20 protein-coding genes are annotated in these 21,346 nt (G+C 59.7%); 11 read left to right on the forward strand and 9 right to left on the reverse strand.

Annotated elements, in window-relative coordinates:
- Nucleotides 1–90 precede the first annotated feature (90 nt).
- Together ACO054_RS00635 and ACO054_RS00640 are read left to right on the forward strand one after the other, a co-directional pair.
- Nucleotides 91–1,947 carry an ABC transporter ATP-binding protein gene (locus tag ACO054_RS00635; protein WP_421708510.1) on the forward strand — a complete coding sequence of 619 codons (1,857 nt, stop codon included), beginning with the start codon at nt 91–93 and terminating at the stop codon, nt 1,945–1,947.
- Nucleotides 1,948–2,140: 193 nt separating this feature from the next.
- Nucleotides 2,141–3,055 (forward strand): glycosyltransferase family 2 protein, encoded by a 915-nt coding sequence (locus ACO054_RS00640; RefSeq protein WP_421708511.1) that lies wholly within the window; start codon nt 2,141–2,143, stop codon nt 3,053–3,055.
- Here ACO054_RS00640 and ACO054_RS00645 read toward each other — a convergent pair.
- Nucleotides 3,039–4,103, reverse strand: coding sequence for a polysaccharide pyruvyl transferase family protein (locus ACO054_RS00645; RefSeq protein WP_421708512.1), 1,065 nt, complete (start codon nt 4,101–4,103; stop codon nt 3,039–3,041). The two genes, ACO054_RS00640 and ACO054_RS00645, sit on opposite strands and share 17 nt — an antisense overlap.
- A gap of 358 nt (nt 4,104–4,461) precedes the next feature.
- Here ACO054_RS00645 and ACO054_RS00650 point away from each other — a divergent pair, with 358 nt between their 5' ends.
- The gene (locus tag ACO054_RS00650; RefSeq protein ID WP_421708513.1) at nt 4,462–5,409 is read left to right on the forward strand and encodes a glycosyltransferase; all 948 of its coding nucleotides are present in this window, start codon (nt 4,462–4,464) and stop codon (nt 5,407–5,409) included.
- Between the two features lie 258 nt (nt 5,410–5,667).
- On the forward strand, nt 5,668–6,738 hold the full coding sequence (locus ACO054_RS00655; RefSeq protein ID WP_421708514.1) for a KpsF/GutQ family sugar-phosphate isomerase: 1,071 nt from the start codon (nt 5,668–5,670) through the stop codon (nt 6,736–6,738).
- 6 nt (nt 6,739–6,744) lie between these two features.
- Here the strand turns inward: ACO054_RS00655 and ACO054_RS00660 are convergent, their stop codons facing one another.
- The 6 genes from ACO054_RS00660 to ACO054_RS00685 all read right to left on the reverse strand — a co-directional run bounded on the left by ACO054_RS00660 (nt 6,745) and on the right by ACO054_RS00685 (nt 12,629).
- Nucleotides 6,745–7,314, reverse strand: a complete 570-nt coding sequence (locus ACO054_RS00660; protein ID WP_421708515.1) for a D-sedoheptulose-7-phosphate isomerase — start codon at nt 7,312–7,314, stop codon at nt 6,745–6,747.
- Nucleotides 7,315–7,409: 95 nt separating this feature from the next.
- Nucleotides 7,410–8,165 carry an SAM-dependent methyltransferase gene (locus ACO054_RS00665; RefSeq protein WP_421708516.1) on the reverse strand — a complete coding sequence of 252 codons (756 nt, stop codon included), beginning with the start codon at nt 8,163–8,165 and terminating at the stop codon, nt 7,410–7,412.
- Nucleotides 8,166–8,503: 338 nt separating this feature from the next.
- Nucleotides 8,504–8,869 (reverse strand): helix-turn-helix domain-containing protein, encoded by a 366-nt coding sequence (locus tag ACO054_RS00670; RefSeq protein WP_421708517.1) that lies wholly within the window; start codon nt 8,867–8,869, stop codon nt 8,504–8,506.
- A gap of 521 nt (nt 8,870–9,390) precedes the next feature.
- Nucleotides 9,391–10,326: an NAD(P)-dependent oxidoreductase gene (locus tag ACO054_RS00675; protein WP_421708518.1), complete on the reverse strand. Its 936-nt coding sequence runs from the start codon at nt 10,324–10,326 to the stop codon at nt 9,391–9,393.
- A gap of 325 nt (nt 10,327–10,651) precedes the next feature.
- Nucleotides 10,652–12,289: a chaperonin GroEL gene (groL, locus tag ACO054_RS00680; protein ID WP_421708519.1), complete on the reverse strand. Its 1,638-nt coding sequence runs from the start codon at nt 12,287–12,289 to the stop codon at nt 10,652–10,654.
- Between the two features lie 22 nt (nt 12,290–12,311).
- Complete coding sequence (locus tag ACO054_RS00685; RefSeq protein ID WP_421710401.1) at nt 12,312–12,629, reverse strand: co-chaperone GroES; 318 nt, start codon at nt 12,627–12,629, stop codon at nt 12,312–12,314.
- Between the two features lie 235 nt (nt 12,630–12,864).
- On the opposite strand from ACO054_RS00685, the gene ACO054_RS00690 reads away from it, so the two are divergent.
- Both ACO054_RS00690 and ACO054_RS00695 read left to right on the forward strand, forming a co-directional pair.
- Nucleotides 12,865–13,512 (forward strand): TadE/TadG family type IV pilus assembly protein, encoded by a 648-nt coding sequence (locus ACO054_RS00690; protein ID WP_421708520.1) that lies wholly within the window; start codon nt 12,865–12,867, stop codon nt 13,510–13,512.
- Nucleotides 13,509–14,105, forward strand: coding sequence for a TadE/TadG family type IV pilus assembly protein (locus ACO054_RS00695; protein ID WP_421708521.1), 597 nt, complete (start codon nt 13,509–13,511; stop codon nt 14,103–14,105). Before ACO054_RS00690 ends, ACO054_RS00695 begins: the two co-directional genes overlap by 4 nt.
- A 69-nt stretch (nt 14,106–14,174) precedes the next feature.
- On the opposite strand, the gene ACO054_RS00700 is transcribed toward ACO054_RS00695, so the two are convergent.
- Nucleotides 14,175–14,951, reverse strand: a complete 777-nt coding sequence (locus ACO054_RS00700; RefSeq protein ID WP_421708522.1) for a ferredoxin--NADP reductase — start codon at nt 14,949–14,951, stop codon at nt 14,175–14,177.
- Between the two features lie 155 nt (nt 14,952–15,106).
- Nucleotides 15,107–16,801: a pilus assembly protein TadG-related protein gene (locus tag ACO054_RS00705; RefSeq protein WP_421708523.1), complete on the reverse strand. Its 1,695-nt coding sequence runs from the start codon at nt 16,799–16,801 to the stop codon at nt 15,107–15,109.
- Nucleotides 16,802–17,132: 331 nt separating this feature from the next.
- Between ACO054_RS00705 and ACO054_RS00710 the strand changes: the two genes are divergently transcribed.
- The 5 genes from ACO054_RS00710 (at nt 17,133) to ACO054_RS00730 (ending at nt 21,342) form a co-directional block, all read left to right on the forward strand.
- Complete coding sequence (locus ACO054_RS00710) at nt 17,133–17,387, forward strand: Flp family type IVb pilin (protein WP_421708524.1); 255 nt, start codon at nt 17,133–17,135, stop codon at nt 17,385–17,387.
- A gap of 178 nt (nt 17,388–17,565) precedes the next feature.
- Nucleotides 17,566–18,069 carry an A24 family peptidase gene (locus tag ACO054_RS00715; RefSeq protein WP_421708525.1) on the forward strand — a complete coding sequence of 168 codons (504 nt, stop codon included), beginning with the start codon at nt 17,566–17,568 and terminating at the stop codon, nt 18,067–18,069.
- Between the two features lie 25 nt (nt 18,070–18,094).
- The gene (cpaB, locus tag ACO054_RS00720) at nt 18,095–19,213 is read left to right on the forward strand and encodes a Flp pilus assembly protein CpaB (RefSeq protein ID WP_421708526.1); all 1,119 of its coding nucleotides are present in this window, start codon (nt 18,095–18,097) and stop codon (nt 19,211–19,213) included.
- A gap of 15 nt (nt 19,214–19,228) precedes the next feature.
- Complete coding sequence (locus ACO054_RS00725) at nt 19,229–20,656, forward strand: type II and III secretion system protein family protein (protein WP_421708527.1); 1,428 nt, start codon at nt 19,229–19,231, stop codon at nt 20,654–20,656.
- Nucleotides 20,657–20,697: 41 nt separating this feature from the next.
- Nucleotides 20,698–21,342, forward strand: a complete 645-nt coding sequence (locus ACO054_RS00730; protein ID WP_421708528.1) for a CpaD family pilus assembly lipoprotein — start codon at nt 20,698–20,700, stop codon at nt 21,340–21,342.
- Nucleotides 21,343–21,346: the final 4 nt, after the last annotated feature.

Below are 21,346 nucleotides of genomic sequence, written 5' to 3' on the forward strand. Positions count from 1 at the left end.
CTTGGTGGAAACGCGATTATCGAAGGAGAAGTCGGTTTCCTGCGCCCGTTCGGTTCTCCGCCGCGCGCCTATACGAGCGAAAGACATAAGATGCTGGCGTTGTACAAAAAAATATTTGGCGTCATGACGGGGCGAGAGCGCCGTAACTTCGGATTGCTATCGGCCCTGCTCGTCGTCGTCAGCTTTTTCGAGGCCTTTGGGCTGGCGTCCATCATGCCGTTCTTGGCGGTTCTGGCAGATCCCACGATTATCGAGCGGAATCAATATCTCGGGTTTTTGTACAACTATTTTGGATTCACCTCTGATTTTAATTTTCTCATCGCGCTTGGCGGATTGGTTTTTGTCGTCATCGTATTTGGGATGTCTCTGAAGCTGTTTTCTCTTTATTTCCTGATTAGGTTCGGGACGCGTCGTGTTTATAGTATTAGTATGAGACTTCTGAAGTCTTATCTGTCGCAGCCCTATGTTTGGTTTCTGTTGCGTGACAGCTCTCAGCTGTCGAAGTCGATTCTTTCCGAAGTCGATCAGCTTCTGGCAATCGTTCTGCTTCCGGCGCTGAAGGTTGTGGCGCAGATCGCGCTCTCTCTGGCGATGATCGTTGTGATCATCATCGTCAATCCTGTGATCTCCCTGGTCTTGACCGTGGTCCTGGTGACCGTTTACGGGGCCTTGTTCGCCTTTACCCGCACCTACCTCGCGAAGATCGGTCAGGAGCGCGTGATCGCCAACGGCCGCCGCTTTCAGGTGGCGAGCGAAGCCTTCGGCAGCGTCAAGGACGTCAAGCTGCTTGGCCTGGAGCGCCACTTTAGCGACGCCTTCCATCCCGCCGCCCGGGCTTGTGCGCATCTGACCGGAACCAGTCAGATCGTGCGCGAGCTGCCGCGCTGGGTGTTCGAGGCGATTGCCTTCGGCGGCATGCTGATCCTTATCCTCGTGTTGCTCAACATCCACCAGGGCGTTTTGGCGGACGTCCTGCCGATCCTGGGGTTCTACGCGATTGCCGGCTTCCGTCTGTTGCCTGCATTCCAGCAGATCTATCAGAACCTGAGCAGTATCCGGTACGGGGCGGCGGCTCTCGATTCCATCCATCGCGACCTGCAGGACATCGGTGCCGATCAGTCCGTATTCGACGCGGAGCGAGCGGTTTTGTCGCCGCTGACGGTAAAAAACCAGTTCCGCCTCAAGGACACGGTCTATCGCTACCCGGGCGCCGATCAGCCCTCGCTCAAGGGCGTGGACATGACGATTCGGGCCAATACCACCGTCGGCCTCGTCGGCGGAACCGGGGCCGGGAAAACCACTTTGGTCGATGTGATGCTCGGTTTGCTGCAACCCGAGACCGGTGCACTCCTGGTCGATGGAACCGAGGTCGGCGCAGACACCCTCGGGAACTGGCAGCGTGCCATCGGCTACGTGCCTCAACATATCTTCATCACGAACGACACGGTGGTCGGAAACATCGCCTTTGGCGTCTCTCCCGACCAGGTCGACATGGCCGCAGTGGAACAGGCCGCGCGCATGGCTGCGCTTCATCAGTTCGTGATCGACGAGTTGCCCGAAGGTTACGACACGGTCCTGGGCGAGCGTGGAATTCGCTTGTCGGGCGGTCAGCGGCAGAGAATTGGGATTGCGCGGGCGCTTTACCGGAACCCGTCGGTGCTGATCTTCGATGAAGCGACCAGTGCCTTGGACAACCTGACCGAAAAGGCCGTGATGGAAGCCATTTACAGTCTGGCGACGCAGAAGACGATCGTACTGATCGCACACCGTTTGAGCACTGTGGAACGCTGCGACAAGATCTTCATGCTGGGCGAAGGACGCGTTATCGCCGAAGGCACCTATCAGGAATTGTTGCAGAACAGCCCCCAGTTCAGGGCCCTGGCAGGTCGGGAAACGTCGAACTTCGAAAACTCCGAAACCATGAAGGAAGTTGCTGAACAACGGTAACTGTCGAGTTCGTGGTTTCAGTGCCGTGACGGTCTCCGTCCACGTTACCTTGACCGGCAGTTCTCGAAGACCATCGGTCCAAGCTCTCTTGAGCTGTACAGAGAAATCTCGAAAGGATCCTGGTCTCGCAAATCCGGATCCGGGGCGTGCGGTTTAGGGAAGGACAAGAGTGTATATGGACGAGACACGTCCGATGAGACTCAAGCAGCTTGGCGAGGAACCGCTCGTCTCTGTTGTCATTCCGGTCTTCAACCGCGCGAAGCAGATTTCCAACTGCCTACTGAGTGTTTGCAACCAGACCTACCGAAATACCGAGATCATCGTCGTCGACGATTGCTCCACCGATGAAACGCTCGCCGCCGTAGCGCGGTGCGAAGACCCACGGCTTCGGGTCGTGAAGGCGGACCGCAACGGTGGGGCGGCGACTGCCCGAAATCTCGGGATTGAAGCGGCCAGAGGTGATTTGGTCGCTTTTCAAGACTCCGATGACTACTGGGTGCCTCACAAGATCGAGGATCAGGTCGAGAGATTTCGCTCACTTTCCGATACCCATATCGGCCTCTACAGCGGCAAGATCCGTTACGGGAAGTACGGTCCTGGGGAGTGCAGTTTCGTGCCTCACCCTAATGACCATGCGTTATCCGACCGGATACTCGAGACAACCGCCTACAAAAATCACGTCACCATGCAGACGTTGATGGTGAGACGGGAGGTCTTCGACGGAGATCTTCGCTTCGATCCTCGGCTGCGCGCGAACGAGGACTGGGAGTTCACCTTGAGCCTGGCTCTTCTGGGCAAGATCGCGTTCGATCCTCAGCCCCACTGCATCGCCGAGGTGTCTCCTGACAGCATATCCCGCGGTCTGGGGCGCAACGTTTCATCGATGCTGTACATTGTTAGGAAACATCGCTGTCTGCTGAGCACCTATCCGCAAGCCTTAGGCCAACACTTCTATGGAATCTCGCGGATATTGTCGCGACTCAGAAAGTACCGCTTGGCGAACATCGTGATCCTGCACGCCCTGCGCTGTGACCGATACAACTGGCGCTGTTACGTCGCCTTTGCGCTCAACGCGATCTCGCGGTTCATGCCTATTCCGCGATGGTAGGCTGAGGGCGATTCGACGGCCGATGCTCTGATAGATCATTCAGAAATTCGCTCAGTCGGGCTCGTTGTTTCTCTTTTTGAGCATTGAAGTCTTCTTGTCTGCTCAATACGCCTTCCTGCTTCGCCAGCGCCGCCATCCGTTCGGATGCCTGCATCGTCAAGCTTCGGTTTTTTCGTTTCCCGAATTTTTCGAACAGAGCTTCCAGCGCGATAGTGCGGAGCCGCAGGTAGTTGATCCGGAATGCCTTCTTCGAGCCCGCCGACTTCGCGGTGGCCCTCTGCGCCTCCGCCATCCGCTCTATGTCGAGAAAGGTTCGGGTGCGGAAGTCGAAGAAAGGGGTCGTCATGTCGAAACCTGCGACCTTCGAGACGAGATTGTCGGTGGCCATGAGCAGGGATGGCGGGTCGAGTCGGTGGGGGGCAAGAGTTATGTTCAGCGAGAGAGACCAATCCGACCACTTCAATGCGTTGATTCTGTTGGATGTCCAAACCGGAAGCCAAGGGACGCGGTAGGCGTCCGCGATAATGGCTGCATGCATCGCTTCGGCAAGCACCAGGTCGGCCGACGCGATCTCCTCGACGACTGTCTTGGAGGGGTGCCGTGGATCGACTAAAACAACTCCTGCCGCGTCGCAAACTTCCTGCCAGGGCGCATTTGCGACAGAGTGAACGTGCGGCAGGTAGATGACCTTGCGTTTCGCAGTCTGGTCCGGCCGCGAAACCGGAAAGACATCGGGCAGGAGCATTGCGGGGTCACCGATCACCGTATCCCGGCTTAGTCCGCAGAGACGCGCCGTGATGGGGCCGCGCACCCCATAAACCCGCCATCCCAGGGCGGTTATGTCTTTGGGCGGGCCGTAGCCGGCTCCGGCACCGAGAACGTAAACCTTGGTGCTCGATGGAATCTGGTGGTCCAGCACCGTGCCGATGCCGACGAAGAGAGCGCCAGCAAGCTGGGGCCACCTCTGGTCGGCCAGCTCGTGCCACAGCCAGGTATTTATTTCGTCCCCGAAGTTCGAAACGCGATCGTTCCAATGATAAATGTCCATATCGCCGCAAACTTCCTTCAGGAGAGCCAAATAACCCTCCGCTCTTTCCGTGTTGGCGGCGAGGGGCGTTATTGTTTTATGCGATGAGGTATCAGTTCACTCTGAAAGGGCCTGTTTGCTCTTTGATCGCTCGATTTTGCCGGTGAAGGCTTCTGAGGGGACAAGAGGTCCGTTACCTTCTCTCTGGCCCCGAGATTTCAACGACTCAAGATAGGTGAGGGTTGATCTACAGGAATTTAAAAAATTTTTAGTTGCATCATATTGAAGTGGTCCCCAGTGTTTCACCCGTCATTCGCGGAGGAAATTCCTAGATCCGCGCTCCGGCCCTAGGTCTGGCATTAAAGAGTCAAGCGTACAGATGAATAGGCAGCCGCTCGACTTGGTAAGCACGTACTATCCTTACGGTCTGTTGCAGGACGTTTCTATATTGAAAGAAAGTTTTGAGCAGATTGGTTGCGATGTCAGGTGCTTTGACGACAAAGACAGAAGCATCTGGGATGTTCTGAGATTTAGGAAGCAATCCAAAACGATCGTTCATGTCGCACAAATACAAAGGCGCTGGTTGAACGCCGGCCGGAAACATATTCTGATTCCGAATCAGGAGTCTTTCCGACAAGATAGAGCTTGGGCCTTACGGTTCTTCGACAAAATTCTTGTCAAAAGTCAACATTCGCGCGCATGCTTCAATGGAATTCACCCTGATATTGTTTATACAGGATTTACATCGAAGGACATTTTTATTGAGGGCCATGAAAAGGACTGGACCTCTTTCTTCCATGTTTCGACCGATTTCATTCGTAAGGGCACCCAGGAGATTGTGCAGCTTTGGCAGCGCCACCCAGAATGGCCCCAGCTGGTTCTGAAGGTTACCAGGCGGGACCATCTGGATGCGGTTGGCCCGAACATGACAGTCATCGATGGTTACCTACCTTACGAGCAGCTGGTGGACCTGCAGAATCGCTATGGCCTCCACCTCTGTCCCTCGCGTAGCGAGGGTTGGGGGCATACCCTGGTCGAGGCGATGTCCAGCGGAGCTCTGGTCGTCACGACCGATGCTCCGCCGATGAACGAGATCGTGACGCCTGAAACCGGCAGGCTTGTTCCCTACAAGGATACGATGCCCCGGCGATTGGGAACTGACTTCCTGGTCGATTTGAACGCACTTGAACGCACGATTTCAGAACTCGTGGACATGTCCACTGAGGCTAAGCAGGCACTCGGCCAATCCGCGCGCGAGCGTTATTTTTTGCTGGACCGCGCCTTCCGCCAGCGTCTCGCCGCAGTGTTTGCGGGCGCCGATAGCTAGTTGCCGAACGTTCGAGAGGAACGCCCTCCTCGCATCCGCAAGATTTTCGCTTTTGCCGGGTATCGGCTCGCTTGATCCATTCTTACGAGGCGACTATTCGAGGCGAAGCGTTCCGGAGGCGTCACCAAGTCTTGGACGCGGTTGTGCTGGCGGTTATGTTGCAGTTCCGTAACCTCGAGTCGAGTCGCTGCCGGCAAATTGGCCCGGCGCCCACACCGGAGTGTTGAGATGGTGCAGAGTTCGTCAAGAGCGGTTGGCATGGATGCGATGCCGGAGCCGAACGGGGCCGCTGCTCAAGGCTCCGCCGTCAAAGGAACGGGTGTCAGAGAATCCGGTGTTGGGGCAGCTGGTGTCGGAGGAACCGACATTCTGGAGGCGGCGCGCAGCGTCGCGCGGCTGGAAGGGGCTGGCGTTCAGGCCCTAGGGCAGAGCTTCGAAAACGGTTTGGCCGAACCCTTTATCGCGGCCACTCGCCTGATCGCTCAGTCGTCCGGCCATGTCGTGGTCACGGGGATGGGCAAGAGCGGTCATATCGGTCGCAAGATCGCGGCAACTCTCGCCTCAACCGGCACGCCGGCCTTCTTCGTCCATCCGGGTGAGGCGAGCCATGGCGACATGGGGATGATCACACAAGCCAACGTGGTCCTTGCCATCTCCAACTCCGGAGAAACCTCGGAGCTGTCCGACCTGCTGATCTACACGCGGCGGTTCCGTATCCCTTTGATCGCTGTGACCTCCGCTTCGGCGAGCACGCTTGCGCGGGAAGCCGACGTCGCGCTTGTCCTGCCGGCAGCAGAAGAGGCCTGTCCGCTCGGTCTCGCTCCCACGACTTCGACCACTCTGACGCTCGTCCTCGGCGATGCTCTGGCCGTCGCCCTGCTACGCTCGAAAGGGTTCAGCCGGGACGACTTTCGCGAGTTCCACCCCGGCGGCCGGTTGGGCAATGTCCTGCGCCGTGTTCGGGACATTATGCACCGCGGTGAGGCCATGCCGCTGATCACGGCGGGCACCTCGATGTCGAAGGTTTTGATCGAGATGTCTGCGCGCGGCTTCGGCTGTGTCGGCGTCGTCGACGGCGAGGGAGCCCTGATGGGCATCGTAACCGACGGCGATTTGAGGCGTCACCTTTCGCCGGAGATCCTCGATCAACCGGTGGAAACCGTAATGACGCATGCGCCGAAGTCGATTACGCCGGATGCCTTGGCCGCCGAAGCCTTGAGTGTGATGCACGAGACGCGCATCAACGCCCTTTTCGTGCATGAGCCTGGCGTGGCGCAGCCGAGCGGTTTTCTGCATCTGCATGACTGCCTGCGCAACGGCGTCTACTGAGCCGCTTCACGCGCAAAGCGTCTCGACCCTTTCACAGAGGTAGTGATAGAGGCAGACGTGCACCTGCTGGATTTCAGGTGTGTGCCGTGAGGGGACGTCGATCAGCAGATCGCAGAGCTGCGCCAGTCTTCCGCCGCCTTTGCCGGTCATGGCGATCGTCACCATGCTCTTGGCTTTCGCAGCTTCCATCGCCGCGACCACGTTTTGCGAGTTGCCCGACGTGCTGATGCCGAGCAGAACGGCCCCCGGTCGACCGTAGGCCTCGACCTGGCGGGCGAAGACGGTGTCGTAGCTGTAGTCGTTCGACCAAGCCGTGAGAACCGCCGGATTGTCCGCGAGGCATATGACGTTGAGTGCGCGCCGCTCCTTTAGAAATCGGCCGACCAGTTCGCCCGTGATGTGTTGAGCGTCAGTGGCCGAACCGCCGTTACCGCAGACAAGAAGCGGTCTCTCTTGCATCAGCGCTTCGGAGATTCTGGCAACCGCCTCTTCCAGCTTTGCTGCCAGCGCTGGCGTATTGCTCTCCCGAAGCAAGGCGGAAGCCCGCTCGAGATAGCCGGCCAATCCAGATTCCATGGCGTTGCCCATTCCCGCACCAAAAGTCGCGGGACATGGATGGCAGGAGCCGCTGCTTCGCTCAACCGCTTTCTCGTTGGCGACGAGTCCGTGCGTCAGGCTGGACTGGAGCGATGCATGAGGATCATCGAGGCTCGTGAAACTTGAGTGGGGTCGACTTGATCCAGCGGCAGGACGCGTTGCTGCCCATGCGCCGTGCGTTCTATGTAACGCGATTTGGGGAGCAACCCGGTGACGGCGAGGCAGTCGCGGACCTTCGCGAAGTTTCCGCTCAACTCTATTACGGCCGCCGCGTCGGCCTCGGAGAGCCTGACGGTCAAAGTGCGCGCTGCCAGACTGGCAGGAATGATCAGAAGCTGTTCGTCCTGCGCAGCCAGCGGAGTTCCTAGCGCAGCAGCAGAGGCCGACAAAGAGGAGACGCCAGGTACGACCTCAATCGGAAACTGTTCAGCCAGGCGAAGGAAGAGCGGTTGAACGTCGTTGTAGAAAAGGGGGTCGCCTTCGCAGAGCAAGGCGACATCATGGCCGTCTTCGAGCGTTCTGCCGATTCTCTCGAATTCATCCATTTCTATGGTTTTGCGGGGGGTAGAGTTCGCGCTTGTCAGTCTGATCGCGATCTCGGTTCTGCCCGCGGGAATGTGGGGCGCGGCGATGGCTCGCGTTGGGGACTGCCCCTCCGCAGGCATTGGATATGCGATGACAGGCACCCGTTGCAGAAGTCGGTGAGCCTTCAATGTGATGAGCTCTGGATCGCCGGGCCCGATTCCCAGCCCGTAGAGTGTGCCTGTCATTCCCCTGCCGCCATCCCCTGCCGCCATCCCCTGGTACTCTCCGATGGCTTGTGGCGACATCCGCCGTCGCCGGGTCTTTCGATGGGCCTATTAACAAAATATTTATAACAAATTATATGTTATTCTGTGATCGTGAAAGGGTGTCGATGATAGGGGCAAGCACTGTCGGTTGATCGATGCATGCGTCGAAATCTTGAAGCGAACTAAGGGGTTGCGGCGAGCTCAGCTTCTTCGGGCAGCGATGCAGCCACAGTTCGACCGTATATGACAGATAAGAAGAGGCTCGCCGACGTATACCGACGAGCCCCTTTTGCACCGCAGCTTGCCACCGATCTTCAAATGCCGATCCAACGCGGCCGTTGGGGCCATCTTGCGGCTTTGAACAATCTACAGCTGTTTCAAGCGCTCTTCGCGCAAGCCTTAACCAGTCGGACGAGCTGGCTCTTCAGCATGTCGTCTTCGATCTTGTTGACCGCACGGGCGATCTCGAGTGTCTGACGATCGATGGGCTGCTCGCCATGCTCTTCCGACGTTTGGTCCAGGTTGATCTCCAGCCCGTCGAAGAAGAACCCGACCGGTACACGCAGGAGCGTAGCGATATCCCAGATGCGGCTGCCGCTGATGCGATTGGCGCCGCTCTCGTATTTCTGAACTTGCTGGAAGCTGATACCCAGACCTTCGGCCAGCTCCGACTGGCTCAGGCCCATTGCAACGCGGCGCTCGCGGACGCGGCGACCGATATGAACGTCGGTCTTGTGGTACATGACAGGTCCCTCCTCGGACTCTCGACTCTGAAATTCTCGGATCTGGCTCTTTTTCTGCTGCAAGTACGAAGGGATGCCGTCTGCGGTAGAAAACCCCGGTTGCACGTCCTTGGCTGTCCGTGTTCGCGTCGGCCTCTTCTTCGCGGCTAGCGAGCATGCTTTGGAAGCTAGCTGCTTTGCGTAACCGCTCAAACCATTCTATGTAAATATAGTGTAATATCTCGTGCCAAACATGAATGACGGCCGTCAGCGCGCACGCTTGGGGTGCGTCTTGCGTTTCAGGTCGGTCTCTCTTTTGCCGCTCAGCGGTGCGGCCGGCACAACTGTTGCAATTCTGTGGATGCTGCCAAGCTGCGTGCCGCCGCTTGTGTGCATAAGGTCGAAGGGGAACTGGTTAAGATGGCAAGGAAGTGTCTTTTCGGTCGATTCAGCACTGGAGCGCCCGTCCAGGTGTGATAGCGCCGATCATGAAAAGTGCTCAGAAAGAGACAGACGTACTGATCGCGGACTGTCCGTGTGACTCACTGGCGACCGCTTCCGTTGGAGATGGGGAGACGGTCTGGCAGCTTCCCGACTCGATAAGGCGTATTGCGGGCCTCGAGCCATAGCAGCAGAGCCGAGTGATCGGCCTCGGCCAGGCCTGACTCCACCAGCTCCGCGAACTGATCTCGAACCGCTTTAGTCAAGGGTAAGTCCAGTTTCAGCGTTTCGGCTGTCTCAAGAACTGTATTCATGTCCTTGAGATGGATGCTGCTTTTGCCTCCCGGTAGCCAGTCGCGCTCGATCATGCGCTTACCGTGCAGCTCCAAAATGCGACTGTCGCAAAATCCGCCCGAGATCGCATCGCGGACCGCAGCGGGATCGGCGCCGCCGGCGGTGGCAAGAAGTAGGCCTTCGGAAACGGCCGCGATGGTGACGGCAACGATCGCTTGATTGGCAAGCTTCGTCATCTGACCCGATCCGCTTGGGCCGACGTGAGTTGCGCGTCCGAGGGCCGCGAACAGCGGGGCGGCGCGTGAGAAGTCCTGCGGTGAGCCTCCGGCCATGATCGCCAGTGTTCCGGCCTCTGCGCCGGCCGTTCCGCCGGAGACCGGTGCGTCGAGATGGCAGAGCCCAAGGTCGCCCAACCTGGCCGCATGATCGCGGGCAAGCGACGGCGGGATCGAAGACATATCGACCACCAACGCGTCCGGTTGAGTTTTGGATGTCAGGTCGCTTCCGAAGAGGACATCGGTCACCACGGGGCCGTTCTCCAGCATGGTGACGATGGCCTCAGCGGCTTCGACCGCTTGGCCAGGCGAATCGCAGACGCTCGCGCCCAAGTCGGCCAGCGGCTCTGCCTTGGCGCGAGTCCGATTCCAGACGCGTAGGGAGAAGCCCGCCTTCAGCAGTCGTTCGGCCATGGGGCGTCCCATCAGACCGGTGCCCAGAACCGCGACGCTTCCAATCTCTCGCATAGGCTTTCGCTCTCCCTGCTGTCGACCATCGGGGGACCCGGTCTCCAGGGACTGGAGGTTAAGGCTGACCCGAAGGACAACTCCTTCTCGACGTGTCGGACCTCTTATACGGCAGACATCTTGGTGTGGCAGTACGAGTTTGCCCATGACCGTCTTGCCATGGAGCGAGCGACCCTAGGAGTCAAAGAGGGGCCGCGGCCTTGCCGCAGCCCCTCGTCGGGACTACGCGATACACCTGGTGGATCGCGCTCTAGACCTGTGATGAGACTAGGAGTGATGTCTGAGGTGGCATCGCTTACGCGAATCCACTTCAGACAATCCTGCTCTAGAAGTCCATATCACCCATACCGCCGGGCATGCCTGCACCTGCTGCCGGCTTCTTCTCCGGTGCATCGGCCACCATCGCCTCTGTGGTGATCAGCAGACCGGCGACCGACGCCGCATCCTGCAGCGCGGTGCGCACGACCTTTGTCGGGTCGATGATACCGGCCTTGACCAGATCGACGAACTTGCCTGTCTGGGCGTCGAAGCCGAACTTCGTGTCTTTCGACTCCAGCAACTTGCCGGCAATCACCGGTCCGTCGTGGCCCGCGTTTTCGACGATCTGGCGGATCGGGGACTGCAGCGCGCGGCGGACGATGTCGATGCCGACACGCTGGTCGTCGTTGGCAGGTTGCACCTTCGCCAAGACTTTGGAGGCGTAGAGCAGGGGCGAACCGCCGCCGGGAACGATGCCCTCCTCGACCGCCGCGCGGGTGGCGTGCAAGGCGTCGTCGACGCGGTCCTTCTTTTCCTTCACCTCGATCTCGGTCGAGCCGCCGACGCGGATCACCGCGACACCGCCAGCAAGCTTGGCCAGCCGCTCCTGCAGCTTCTCCCGATCGTAGTCCGAGCTGGTCTCTTCGATCTGTGCACGGATCTGACCGCAGCGGGCCTCGATGTCCTTCTTCTTGCCGCTGCCTTCGACGAGGGTGGTCTCTTCCTTCGTGATGACCACTTTCTTGGCGCGCCCCAGCATGTCGAGAGTCACGTTCTCGAGCTTGATGCCCAGGTCTTCGCTAATCGCCGTACCGGCTGTCAGGATGGCGAGATCCTGCAGCATGGCCTTGCGACGGTCGCCGAAGCCCGGCGCCTTGACGGCAGCGATCTTCAGGCCGCCGCGTAACTTGTTGACCACCAGAGTGGCCAAGGCCTCTCCCTCGACGTCTTCGGCGACGATCAGCAGGGGTTTGCCGGACTGGACCACCGCTTCGAGCACCGGCAGCAGAGCCTGAAGGTTCGACAGCTTCGACTCGTGGATCAGGATGTAGGGGTCTTCAAGAACCGCCTGCATCTTGTCGGCGTCGGTCACGAAGTAGGGGCTGAGGTAGCCGCGGTCGAACTGCATGCCCTCGACCACGTCCAGCTCGGTCTCCAGGCTCTTGGCCTCCTCGACCGTGATCACACCGTCGTTGCCGACGGTCTGCATCGCCTTGGCGATCATTTCGCCGACTTCCCGGTCCCCGTTCGCGGAGATCGTGCCGACCTGAGCGATTTCACTGTTGTTGGAGATCTTCTTGGAGCGTTTTTTGAGTTCCGCCACGACGGCTTCGACCGCCAGGTCGACACCGCGCTTCAGGTCCATCGGGTTCATGCCGGCGGCGACTGCCTTGGAGCCCTCGCGCACGATGGACTGGGCCAGTACGGTCGCCGTGGTGGTGCCGTCACCCGCCAGGTCGTTCGTCTTGCTGGCGACTTCGCGCACCATTTGGGCGCCCATGTTCTCGAACTTGTCGGAAAGCTCGATCTCCTTGGCCACCGTCACGCCGTCCTTGGTGATCCTTGGAGCACCGAAGGACTTGTCGAGCACCACGTTACGGCCCTTGGGACCGAGGGTGACCTTGACCGCGTCGGCCAGAACGTCGACGCCGCGCAGCATCCGCTCGCGCGCGTCGGTGGAGAATTTGACGTCTTTGGCTGCCATGTCTTGTTTAGCCCTTCTCGCCTTAGGCGGCTTTCCTGGAGGATTTGACGCCCTCGAGTACGCCCATGATGTCAGATTCGCGCATGATCAACAGATCTTCACCGCCGATCTTGACCTCTGTGCCGGACCACTTTCCGAACAGCACTTGATCGCCGGGCTTGACGTCCAAAGCATGGACTTTCCCGGTCTTTTCGTCGCGTGCGCCTTTTCCTACGGAAACAACCTCACCCTGCATGGGTTTCTCCTTGGCGGTATCGGGAATGATGATGCCGCCGCTGGTCTTGTCTTCTTCGCCGAGACGGCGGACGACCACGCGGTCGTGCAACGGCCGAAACTTCATCGGATCTACCTCCATCCTTTTCACTGGCCGTTGAAAACGGCCTGAAAGTCGCTCTGGCACTCTCGCGTAGAGAGTGCCAGACGGCCCATAAGTCGTGAAGTACGCCTGCAATGTCAAGACGCCGGCCGCAGCCATGATCGGCCCAGCAAAATCGCTCTAAAAATCAATGAATTTCAGAGTGTTAAGTGATTTGAAGTAAGAGCTTCTTTACCACCGCGAGGGTAGCTTGGAGGCTATGTTCGCTGTTCGTCCATCCGCTTGCCTCCGGCTGCCGTTCACGCTGGCACTGGCCACGGTCTTCCGCCGCCTGCGCCGGGAGCGGCAAGGAGCTGCGCTTGCCGAGTTCGCGATTGTCTTCCCCGCCTTCATCCTCTTGGCGATCGGGCTGATCGAGGTGGCCATGGTCCTCTTCGTCACGTCTCTGATGGAGGGGGGACTGCGGGAGGCCGCGCGTTTCGGCATCACCGGTTTCGCGCCGGACGGACAAACGCGCGTCGAACGCATTCTGCAGATCGTCGGCGAGCATACGCAGGGTTTGGTCGAGATGGACAAGGTGGATATCACCTTTTTCGTCTATCCCAGTTTCAACGACATCGGAGAGCCGGAGCCCTTCGCTGACGACAACGGGAACGGCAGCTTCGATAGCGGTGAGGCCTATACCGACGTGAACGGAAACGGTCAGTGGGACGCCGATATGGGGGCGGCCGGGCTCGGCGGACCGGGTGACATCGTGCTCTACACGCTGCGCTATCAATGGGATCTGCTGACAGGGCTGCTGGACCCGCTGATGGGCGACGATACCGGCCTGATGCGTCTGAGTGCCTCTATCGTCGTTCGCAACGAACCCTTCGGCAGCCCCGATAGCGAGTCGGGTGTACCATGACCTCGCTGTTGCCCAAACTGGAGGTGCGGCTCGGCGTTGCGGCGTCACTGCTGCGGCGGCTGCATCGCAGCCGCAGGGGAACCGTTCTGGTCGAGATGGCGGTTGTTACGCCGCTTCTGTTGGTGCTGTTGCTGGGCGCGGTCGAGTTCGCCCGCTACGTCCTGATCATGCAGAAGCTGGACCGGGCCGCGATGTCCGTCGGAGACCTGGTTTCACGCGGTGCGCAGGTCACATCGTTGGACTTGGCTAACATCTTCGACTCCGTCGACCATCTGATGCAGCCCTTCAGTTTCCCGGAAGAGGGTGTCGTACTCATTACCGCCGTGAACCGCGCTGCGGGTGCTCCACCTGCCGTCGTCTGGCAGCAGGCTGGGGCAGGCGAGCTTGTAGAGGCGAGCCGAGTGGGCGTCCCGGGAGCGGAGGCCGTTCTACCTCAGAACCTGCAACCGCGCGAGAACGAGAGCCTCTATGTGGCAGAGGTTTACTACAGCTACGCGCCGCTGATCTTCGACCGGTTCGTCCAAGAATCGACGCTCTATCACTGGTCGGTGTTCCGGGCGCGCCTGTCGGACCAGGTCATCACCGTCGACTGAGCGGCCGGCGGAGGCTTCGGCCCAGACCGTTCCCGGCCTAGACCGTTCTCGGCCCAGACCGTTCGCAACCTACTTCTCGACGAACGCCTTTTCGATGACGAACTGGGCCGGCTTCGACTGGCTGCCTTCCTGGAAGCCGCGGCTTTCCAGGAGCGCGACGCAGTCGGTCAGCATCATGGGGCTGCCGCAGAGCATGACCCGATCATGCTCTGCATCGAGCGGCGGGATATCCAGATCCTCGAAGATCTTGTGGCTCTCAACCAGGTCGGTGATGCGCCCGGTATAGCGTGAGGCCTCGCGCGTCGTGGTGGGATAGTAGAGCAGTTTCGGGCGGACGACTTCGCCGATCAACTCGTGTTCGAGAGTCTGCTCCACCACCAGTTCGCCGTACGCCAGGTCGGCGACACGACGGCAGCCGTGGATCAGTACGATCTTCTCGAAGCGCTCGTAGACCTCGGGGTCCTTGATGATGCTGCAGAAGGGGGCAATGCCCGTGCCGGTGCTGAAGAGATAGAGGTTCCGGCCCGGAATCAGACTATCCTGCACCAGCGTGCCGGTCGGCTTCTGACTGACAAGCAGCCGGTCGCCCTCCTGAATGTGCTGGAGCCGTGAGGTTAGGGGCCCGTTCTGTACCTTGATCGAGAAAAACTCGAGATGGTCTTCGTAGTTGGCGCTCGTCATCGAGTAGGCGCGCAGTAAGGGTTTCGCCTCGACAGTCAGTCCAATCATCGTGAACTGGCCGTTCAGAAAGCGGAAAGCGGGATCCCGCGTCGTGCTGAAGCTGAAGAGATCGTCCGTCCAGTGACGGACCGAAATGACACTTTCTTCTTGAATGGCTTTGCTCATGACGAAGGTGACGCATCCCGACTGCTGGCGGATATGGGGGTGACCGTACAGCAAGACACTGCACGTTGGCTTTCAGCTATCGGATTGCCCGACGGGGCGCAACCCTCCGGACCGACTGCCTCCAATGCTTCCGGTGCAGGGAGGCGGGTCGCGAGCTATTCGGCGATGCGGAGGTTGGAGAGCTGGGCCGCGATCACGCGGAAGGTTTGGCTGAGCCCGGATCCGCCGTAGGAATCGAAGAAGTGTCCGGGCGAGGTGGCGCAATCGCGAAAGGTGTCGCGGATGTCCTGGCCTCGGCTGTCGGTGCGCACGTCGAAGGTGATCGTGTAGATGATGATCCTCTCCGCCTTCATGGCATTGCAGATCTGCAGTGTGCGACTGTTCAGCTCGCGCCGCGCGGTGTTCTTGTTCGTCGTGCCGATCCGTCCGTCGGACAGACGCTGGTAACCGGTGTAGTCTGTGTCGCCTGACGGCGCATGGCCGTCATAGAACAGATTGTCTCCGTCGGTCAGGATGACGGCGACCTTCTGCATCAGCGGTTCGTCGTAGGGCAGTGGAAGGTCCGGATCGCCCCAGAGTCCGCGCCAGCGGGGTGACAGCAGACGCCAACCCCAGACCAGGCCAAGATTGGTGGTCGTTCCGCCGCGATGCCAGGAGTCCATTTCGTCGATCGCGTCTTCGACATCGCTTCGTTGATCGGTCCAAGGGGTGATCGCGGGGCCACAGCCGAGGTTCGGGCCCAGACCGTCGTTGCTTTCGGTATTGGTCGCCTCCGTCTCGTCGACTGCGGTGTTCTCGTTCTGGAGAAGAAGCTCGTTGTCGAATAGCCAGGAATTGTAGCGGCTTTCGATATCGTTACCGTTGCGCCAACGCGGCCAGTAGTAAGGCTGGAAAGGCGCGGTCGCCGGCGGCGTGTCAGTTACATCGTCGCCGGAACCGAAACGTGCCTCGACGCAGCCCTTCCAGGCATGGGACACGACGCACTCGTTGGTCAGCGCGACCCAAACGCCGACAGTCTCGCAGGCTGCTTCGGTCCATCCGCTGTGCACCACGGCATCGCCGACCGTACAGACGCTGCGCAGTAGGTCCCAGCTGACGTTGGTGCCGCGACAGTCCTCCTGGTCGACTTCGCTGGCATCCAGCTCGTAAACCGCACGGTCTAGCGACCCGGGCGCGAGCCAAGCGGTCTTGTCGGCGCCGACGTTCACCGTTGCGGTATAGGGAACAAGACTGACCCAGAAGTTCGGCACGACCGTACGGTCGGCATAGAGAATGTCGACCAGTTCGTGTGCCGCGTCGCGCATCTGAGACACCTTGGTGCCTCGCATCGAACCGGTGTTGTCCATGACCAGGACCAGCTCCATGCCGCGGTCGGCGCGCAGGACCACCGACCGGGCGGTGACGTTCAGGTGCTCGAAGCCGAGAACGCTGACCAGCGATGTGGGGATCTGCGCAGACGCCGCCACGGTCAGTCTGCCGTCTTCCGGGTTGTCGGCAATCGCCAAGTCGCTGACCGTCGCGCCGAGAAAACCGGGAGGGAAGTTGGCATCGAAGAAGGCGCGGATGTCCTCGTCGCGATCCGTTTCATAAAACACCCGACCGCCTGCCAGGGCGGCTGCATCGAGCGCCTGGTTGAGACGTGCCTTGACCAGATAGCCGCGGGTCGTGTCGATCGCGAGGCCCGCCGCGCCGACCAGAGGTATAAGACCGATCGCCAGGAACACGGCCATAATGCCGGAGCGATCGGATCTCAGCCTTGGCAAGGCGGCAGCCAAATGTCGGAAGGTGGAGATACCCCAGCCCCGTGTCCGGGTGTGTCGGCGCTGAACGCGAGAATACAGACTCGACATGCGCTTGATCCTCGTGGGGTTCTGTAAAGCTATAAATACAAGTGACTTCTACCGTATGATATATATGTAAAGATTGGATAAATAAAAATAGATTCGAGAAATTTCACGAGGATTGATAATATTGAATCTAAATTAGATTTTGCCGAGAGATTAATTACAATTTCTGATCAATCTACGAGATTTTTGCATCCACAAACAAATCAAAACAAATATCAAAATAAATGACGAGCTGTTCTTAGTAAAATTATGCAGAATTAACTGCTCATTCACGTTTATAGTTCTAAATCGCCCCATCCGAAACGCGCCGCAACGCAGCCAAATGGAGGTCCTTATGCGACGCCTCGTTACTTTGTTGATGAAGAGTAAGACTGGAGCGACGGCCATTGAATACGGCCTAATTGCCGCTCTGGTTGCGGTCGCCGCAATTGCGGGTATGACTCAGCTGGGCGATGCGCTCGACACGATTTTCAGCGGCGTCGGTGGCACGCTGGAAGCCAATACGCCGGCCGATCTGGGCGGTAGCTCTGGTGGCGGTACGACCGGCGGTACGACCGGCGGAACCACCGGCGGAACCACGGGCGGATAAGATTTCGCCATCTCTCCTGAGAAAGATGCCAAATCCGTCTCGAAGACCGAGGGCTGCAGCGCACCCCTCGGTCTTCGGGCGGTTTTTCATCCAAGGAGATCGGAGAATTTGAGGTGAAGACCTTCAGTCCCTCAGTGATTGCACCTGAGGATCACCTCCTGAACAGGACAAGTCTGTCATGACGCCCTACGTGATCCAGCTCAGCTTACTGGCCGCCGCTTTGGCACTCTTGGTCGCGGCTGGCAGCGATCTGCGGCGTTTTCTCATTCCCGACAGCTGTAGTCTCGCATTGATTGTGAGTTTCTCGCTCTATGCACTGGCTGGAGCGACACAGGGCGCATGGCCATTGCATCTGGCGGTCTTCGTGCTTGTTTTCCTAGTCGGACTCGGACTCTTCGCCGCTGGTCTGGCGGGCGGTGGTGACGTGAAACTCTTTGCCGCAACCGCTCTCTGGGCGGGACCGACGCTTCTGGTCGACCTCGTGGTGGTCATGTCGCTGGCCGGTGGGCTTCTTGCCGGGATCGCTTTGGCACGGCTCTGGCTGTTTCGCCGCGCCGTGCCGAGCAATTTGCGCAGTCACGTCGGTACCAGCCCAATGGCGCAACAACCGATTCCCTATGGAATTGCCATCGCGGTTGGCGGTCTCTTCGTGCTGGCCCATCACGCCGGTCTGTTCGGTTAACTCGTGATCCCCAGGAGGCTTCTTCATGTCGCCTAAGAAATTCGTGCTGTTGGGCGTTGCACTGGTGGCCGGTCTTGGAACCCTGTTCATGGCACGCAGTATCCTGCAGCCTCCGCCTCCTCCGCCGGTTGTCGCGCCCCAGCCCGTGGTGCAAGCGGCGCCGGAGCCGGATCTGCGTATTCTGGTCGCCGATGCCAACTTGCCGGCTGGTCACTTGATCAAGCCGGACGACTTGGTCTGGCGTGTCTGGGAGCGTGAGGACGAGCGCCTACCCAGTTACTTCGTCGAGGGTGACGAACAGCCGAACGCACTCCACGGAGCTGTCGTGCGTCGCGGCATCAGCGGTGGCGATCCGATTATTCAAGGGCTAGTCGTCAAGCCCGGGGAACAAGGCTTTCTTGCCGCCGTCATGGAGCCGGGCAAACGCGCCGTGTCCGTCCGGATCAATCCGGTTACCGGGATCGCAGGTTTGGTCTTTCCGGGCGACAGGGTCGATCTTCTTTTGACCCAGTCGGTCAGTCGGCCCAACGATCCGCGACGCTCTGAGCGTTTCGCCAGCGAAACCGTGCTCACAGACCTCCGCGTTCTCGCTATCGATCAGTCGACGGACGATCAGACGGCGACACCCAAGCAGGCGGAGATCGTGACGCTGGAAGTCACGCCCAAGCAGGCTGAACTGGTGATCTTGATCTCCGAACTCGGCCAGCTCTCTCTGTCTTTGCGGTCTCTGCAGGGCGGGACTGAGGAGTTGATCGCCGCACTGCCGGTGGGTGGCGAACCGGACGTGGAGTTGCACTCGGCAGGCGGGTACGGGATTGTCTCGTCTCAATCCGCTGGTGCTGTTGCGACTCTCCCTGGCCGCCTGCCGCTCACCGGCCCGCTGGCCGCAGCACTCGATGACGCTTTGCCGACTCTTCGGCAAAGTATCGCCGACCAGGAGTTGTCTCCAGACCTTGAAGTTCTTCTTTCTCGTCTCACGCCGACGGAACGGGCTGCCGCCCTGCGCAGTCTCAATGAGCGACCTTACTCTTGGGACAGCGATGTAAGTCTTCTTTTACCAAACCCATCGGATGCTACGTCGTCGGTGCGGAGGGTGCAGGTTTTGCGCGGTCCGGAAGCCGCAGTCATTCCGTTCCAGCGCTGACCGGATATCGATGTGATGGACCCCGTAGAACCGCTTCTCCTGGTATTGCGACGTGTCATCGTCCTGCTGGCTATCGCCTGTACATGGCTGCCAGCCGTCTCGGCCTGGGCCGTAGCGGACTCGATCTTGGCATTGGAGGTCGATCAGGGCGAAGTGGTGCGTCTCCCGGCGCCGGCGGCCTCGATCTTCGTGGCGAATCCCGGGATCGCCGATGTCCAGGTGATGTCGCCGACGCTCGTCTACATTTATGGCCGTCAAACCGGGGCAACGCGTCTCTTTGCCATCGACGAGAGCGAACGGCTCCTGGTCGACCGCCGGATAACCGTCAGTCATGATCTCACGACTCTGGAGCAAGGTTTGGCGCAGTTGCTGCCCGACCGGCTCCTTACCGTACGAACCGTAAGTGGCGGCATCCTGCTGACCGGGGAGGTCGCCGACTTGACCGAGGCCGAAGACGCGGCACGACTGGCTGCCCGCTTCATCGGTGAGAACGGCGAGATCATCAACCGACTGTCCATCACTGCGCCGTCGCAGGTCATGCTGCAGGTCCGGGTCGCTGAAGTTTCGCGTTCGGTCAACAAGGAGCTCGGTTTCAATTGGGAAGGTGCGGCCCGCTTCGGCAACTTCGACTTCCTCTATACGCTCGGTGACGGGATCCTGCAGAACGACGCCGGTCAGATTCTCGTCCCCGGCGAGAGTCAAGCTCTATTCGGATCCTGGCGTACCGATCGTCTCAATTTGAACGGCTTGATCGACGCCCTTGCCGACGATGGATTGATCACTCTGCTTGCAGAGCCTAACCTCACGGCTCTTTCAGGCGAGACGGCCACTTTCCTTGCAGGTGGCGAGTTCCCGATCTTCGTTCCACAAGAGGATGAAGGCGGAGCCTTCACGGTGGACTATCGAAGCTTTGGCGTCAGTCTCTCCTTCAATCCAACCGTGCTCAGTGGCGGTCGTATCAATCTGCGGGTTCGACCGGAGGTCAGCGAGCTATCCTCGGCCGGTGCCTTGCGCACCGGTACTGTCGAGATTCCGGCAATCGTCACGCGGCGGGCCGAAACAACTGTCGAATTGGGCAGCGGTCAGTCTTTCGCTATTGCAGGCTTGCTTGAGAGCTCCGTGAACCAGGGGATCTCGAAGTATCCCTTTCTGGGCGATCTCCCGGTGCTCGGAGCGCTGTTCCGGTCGACGACGTTCCAGCAGGAGGAGAGCGAGCTGGTCATCATCGTGACCCCCTACCTGGTCGAGCCTGTGTCCGCCAACCGAATCACGACGCCGGTGGACGGCTTCGTCGCTCCGACCGATGAGGAGCGAATTCTTAGCGGACGCCTCTGGAGTCAGACCGGTCCCGAGCGCAGGCCAGCCGAGGCGACGCGTGGAGGGGCAGTACAACCTGGTTCCGAGGCCGGACCGATCGGTCCGGTCGGTTTCATCCTCGATTGATCCGGCCGGTTTGGCTTGGGCAGTCAGAAAAGAGTCTCGCGATGCTCTCTAGAACCATCCCATCGTTGCTGGCCGTTGCCGCCCTTGCTGTCTTGGCAGCTTGCAGCGAGGTGTTGCCAGAGCCACGCCTGACCAAAGAGCCGCAGGTCACGCAGGTTACCAGCTTGCACGCGGTCCGCTTTGCTCCGGAAGGCAGCCAGGTGTCCTCGGCCGAGTGGGACCGTCTGGTCGACTTTCTTCTCGATCTCCGGCTGCGCGAGGGCGATCGGATTCTTGTCGAGTTTCCGATGTCTTCGGACGGCCGCGATCTGCAGAGACGCAGAGCCTTGACGGTCATGCAGTTTCTGGCACGCGAAGGCATTTCCGCTGACCCTTTCGCCCTGGCGGAGTCGGGCGGACAGGTGCTACGTGTCGGTGTGGAGCGGGTCGCAATCAATGCCCCGGCCGATTGCCCCGATTGGCCGGAACCGCGTAACTTCGGCGCCTTCGTCAACGATAGCCTGCCCAACTTCGGCTGCGCCAGCGCCAACAACTTTGCGGTCATGTTGGCCAATCCGCGCGACGCCGTCGAAGGCCGGGCGCTCAGTAAGGCTGACGTAGAGCGACTGACGCTCGGCCTGCGGGCCTATCGTATCGGTAAGAATCTTCCGTTCGAGCCCTTGCCTTACAGCGAGGGAGACGAGTAGTGGC

Origin of the sequence: Algihabitans sp. (assembly GCF_965226985.1) — a bacterium.
GTDB lineage: Bacteria > Pseudomonadota > Alphaproteobacteria > Kiloniellales > DSM-21159 > Algihabitans.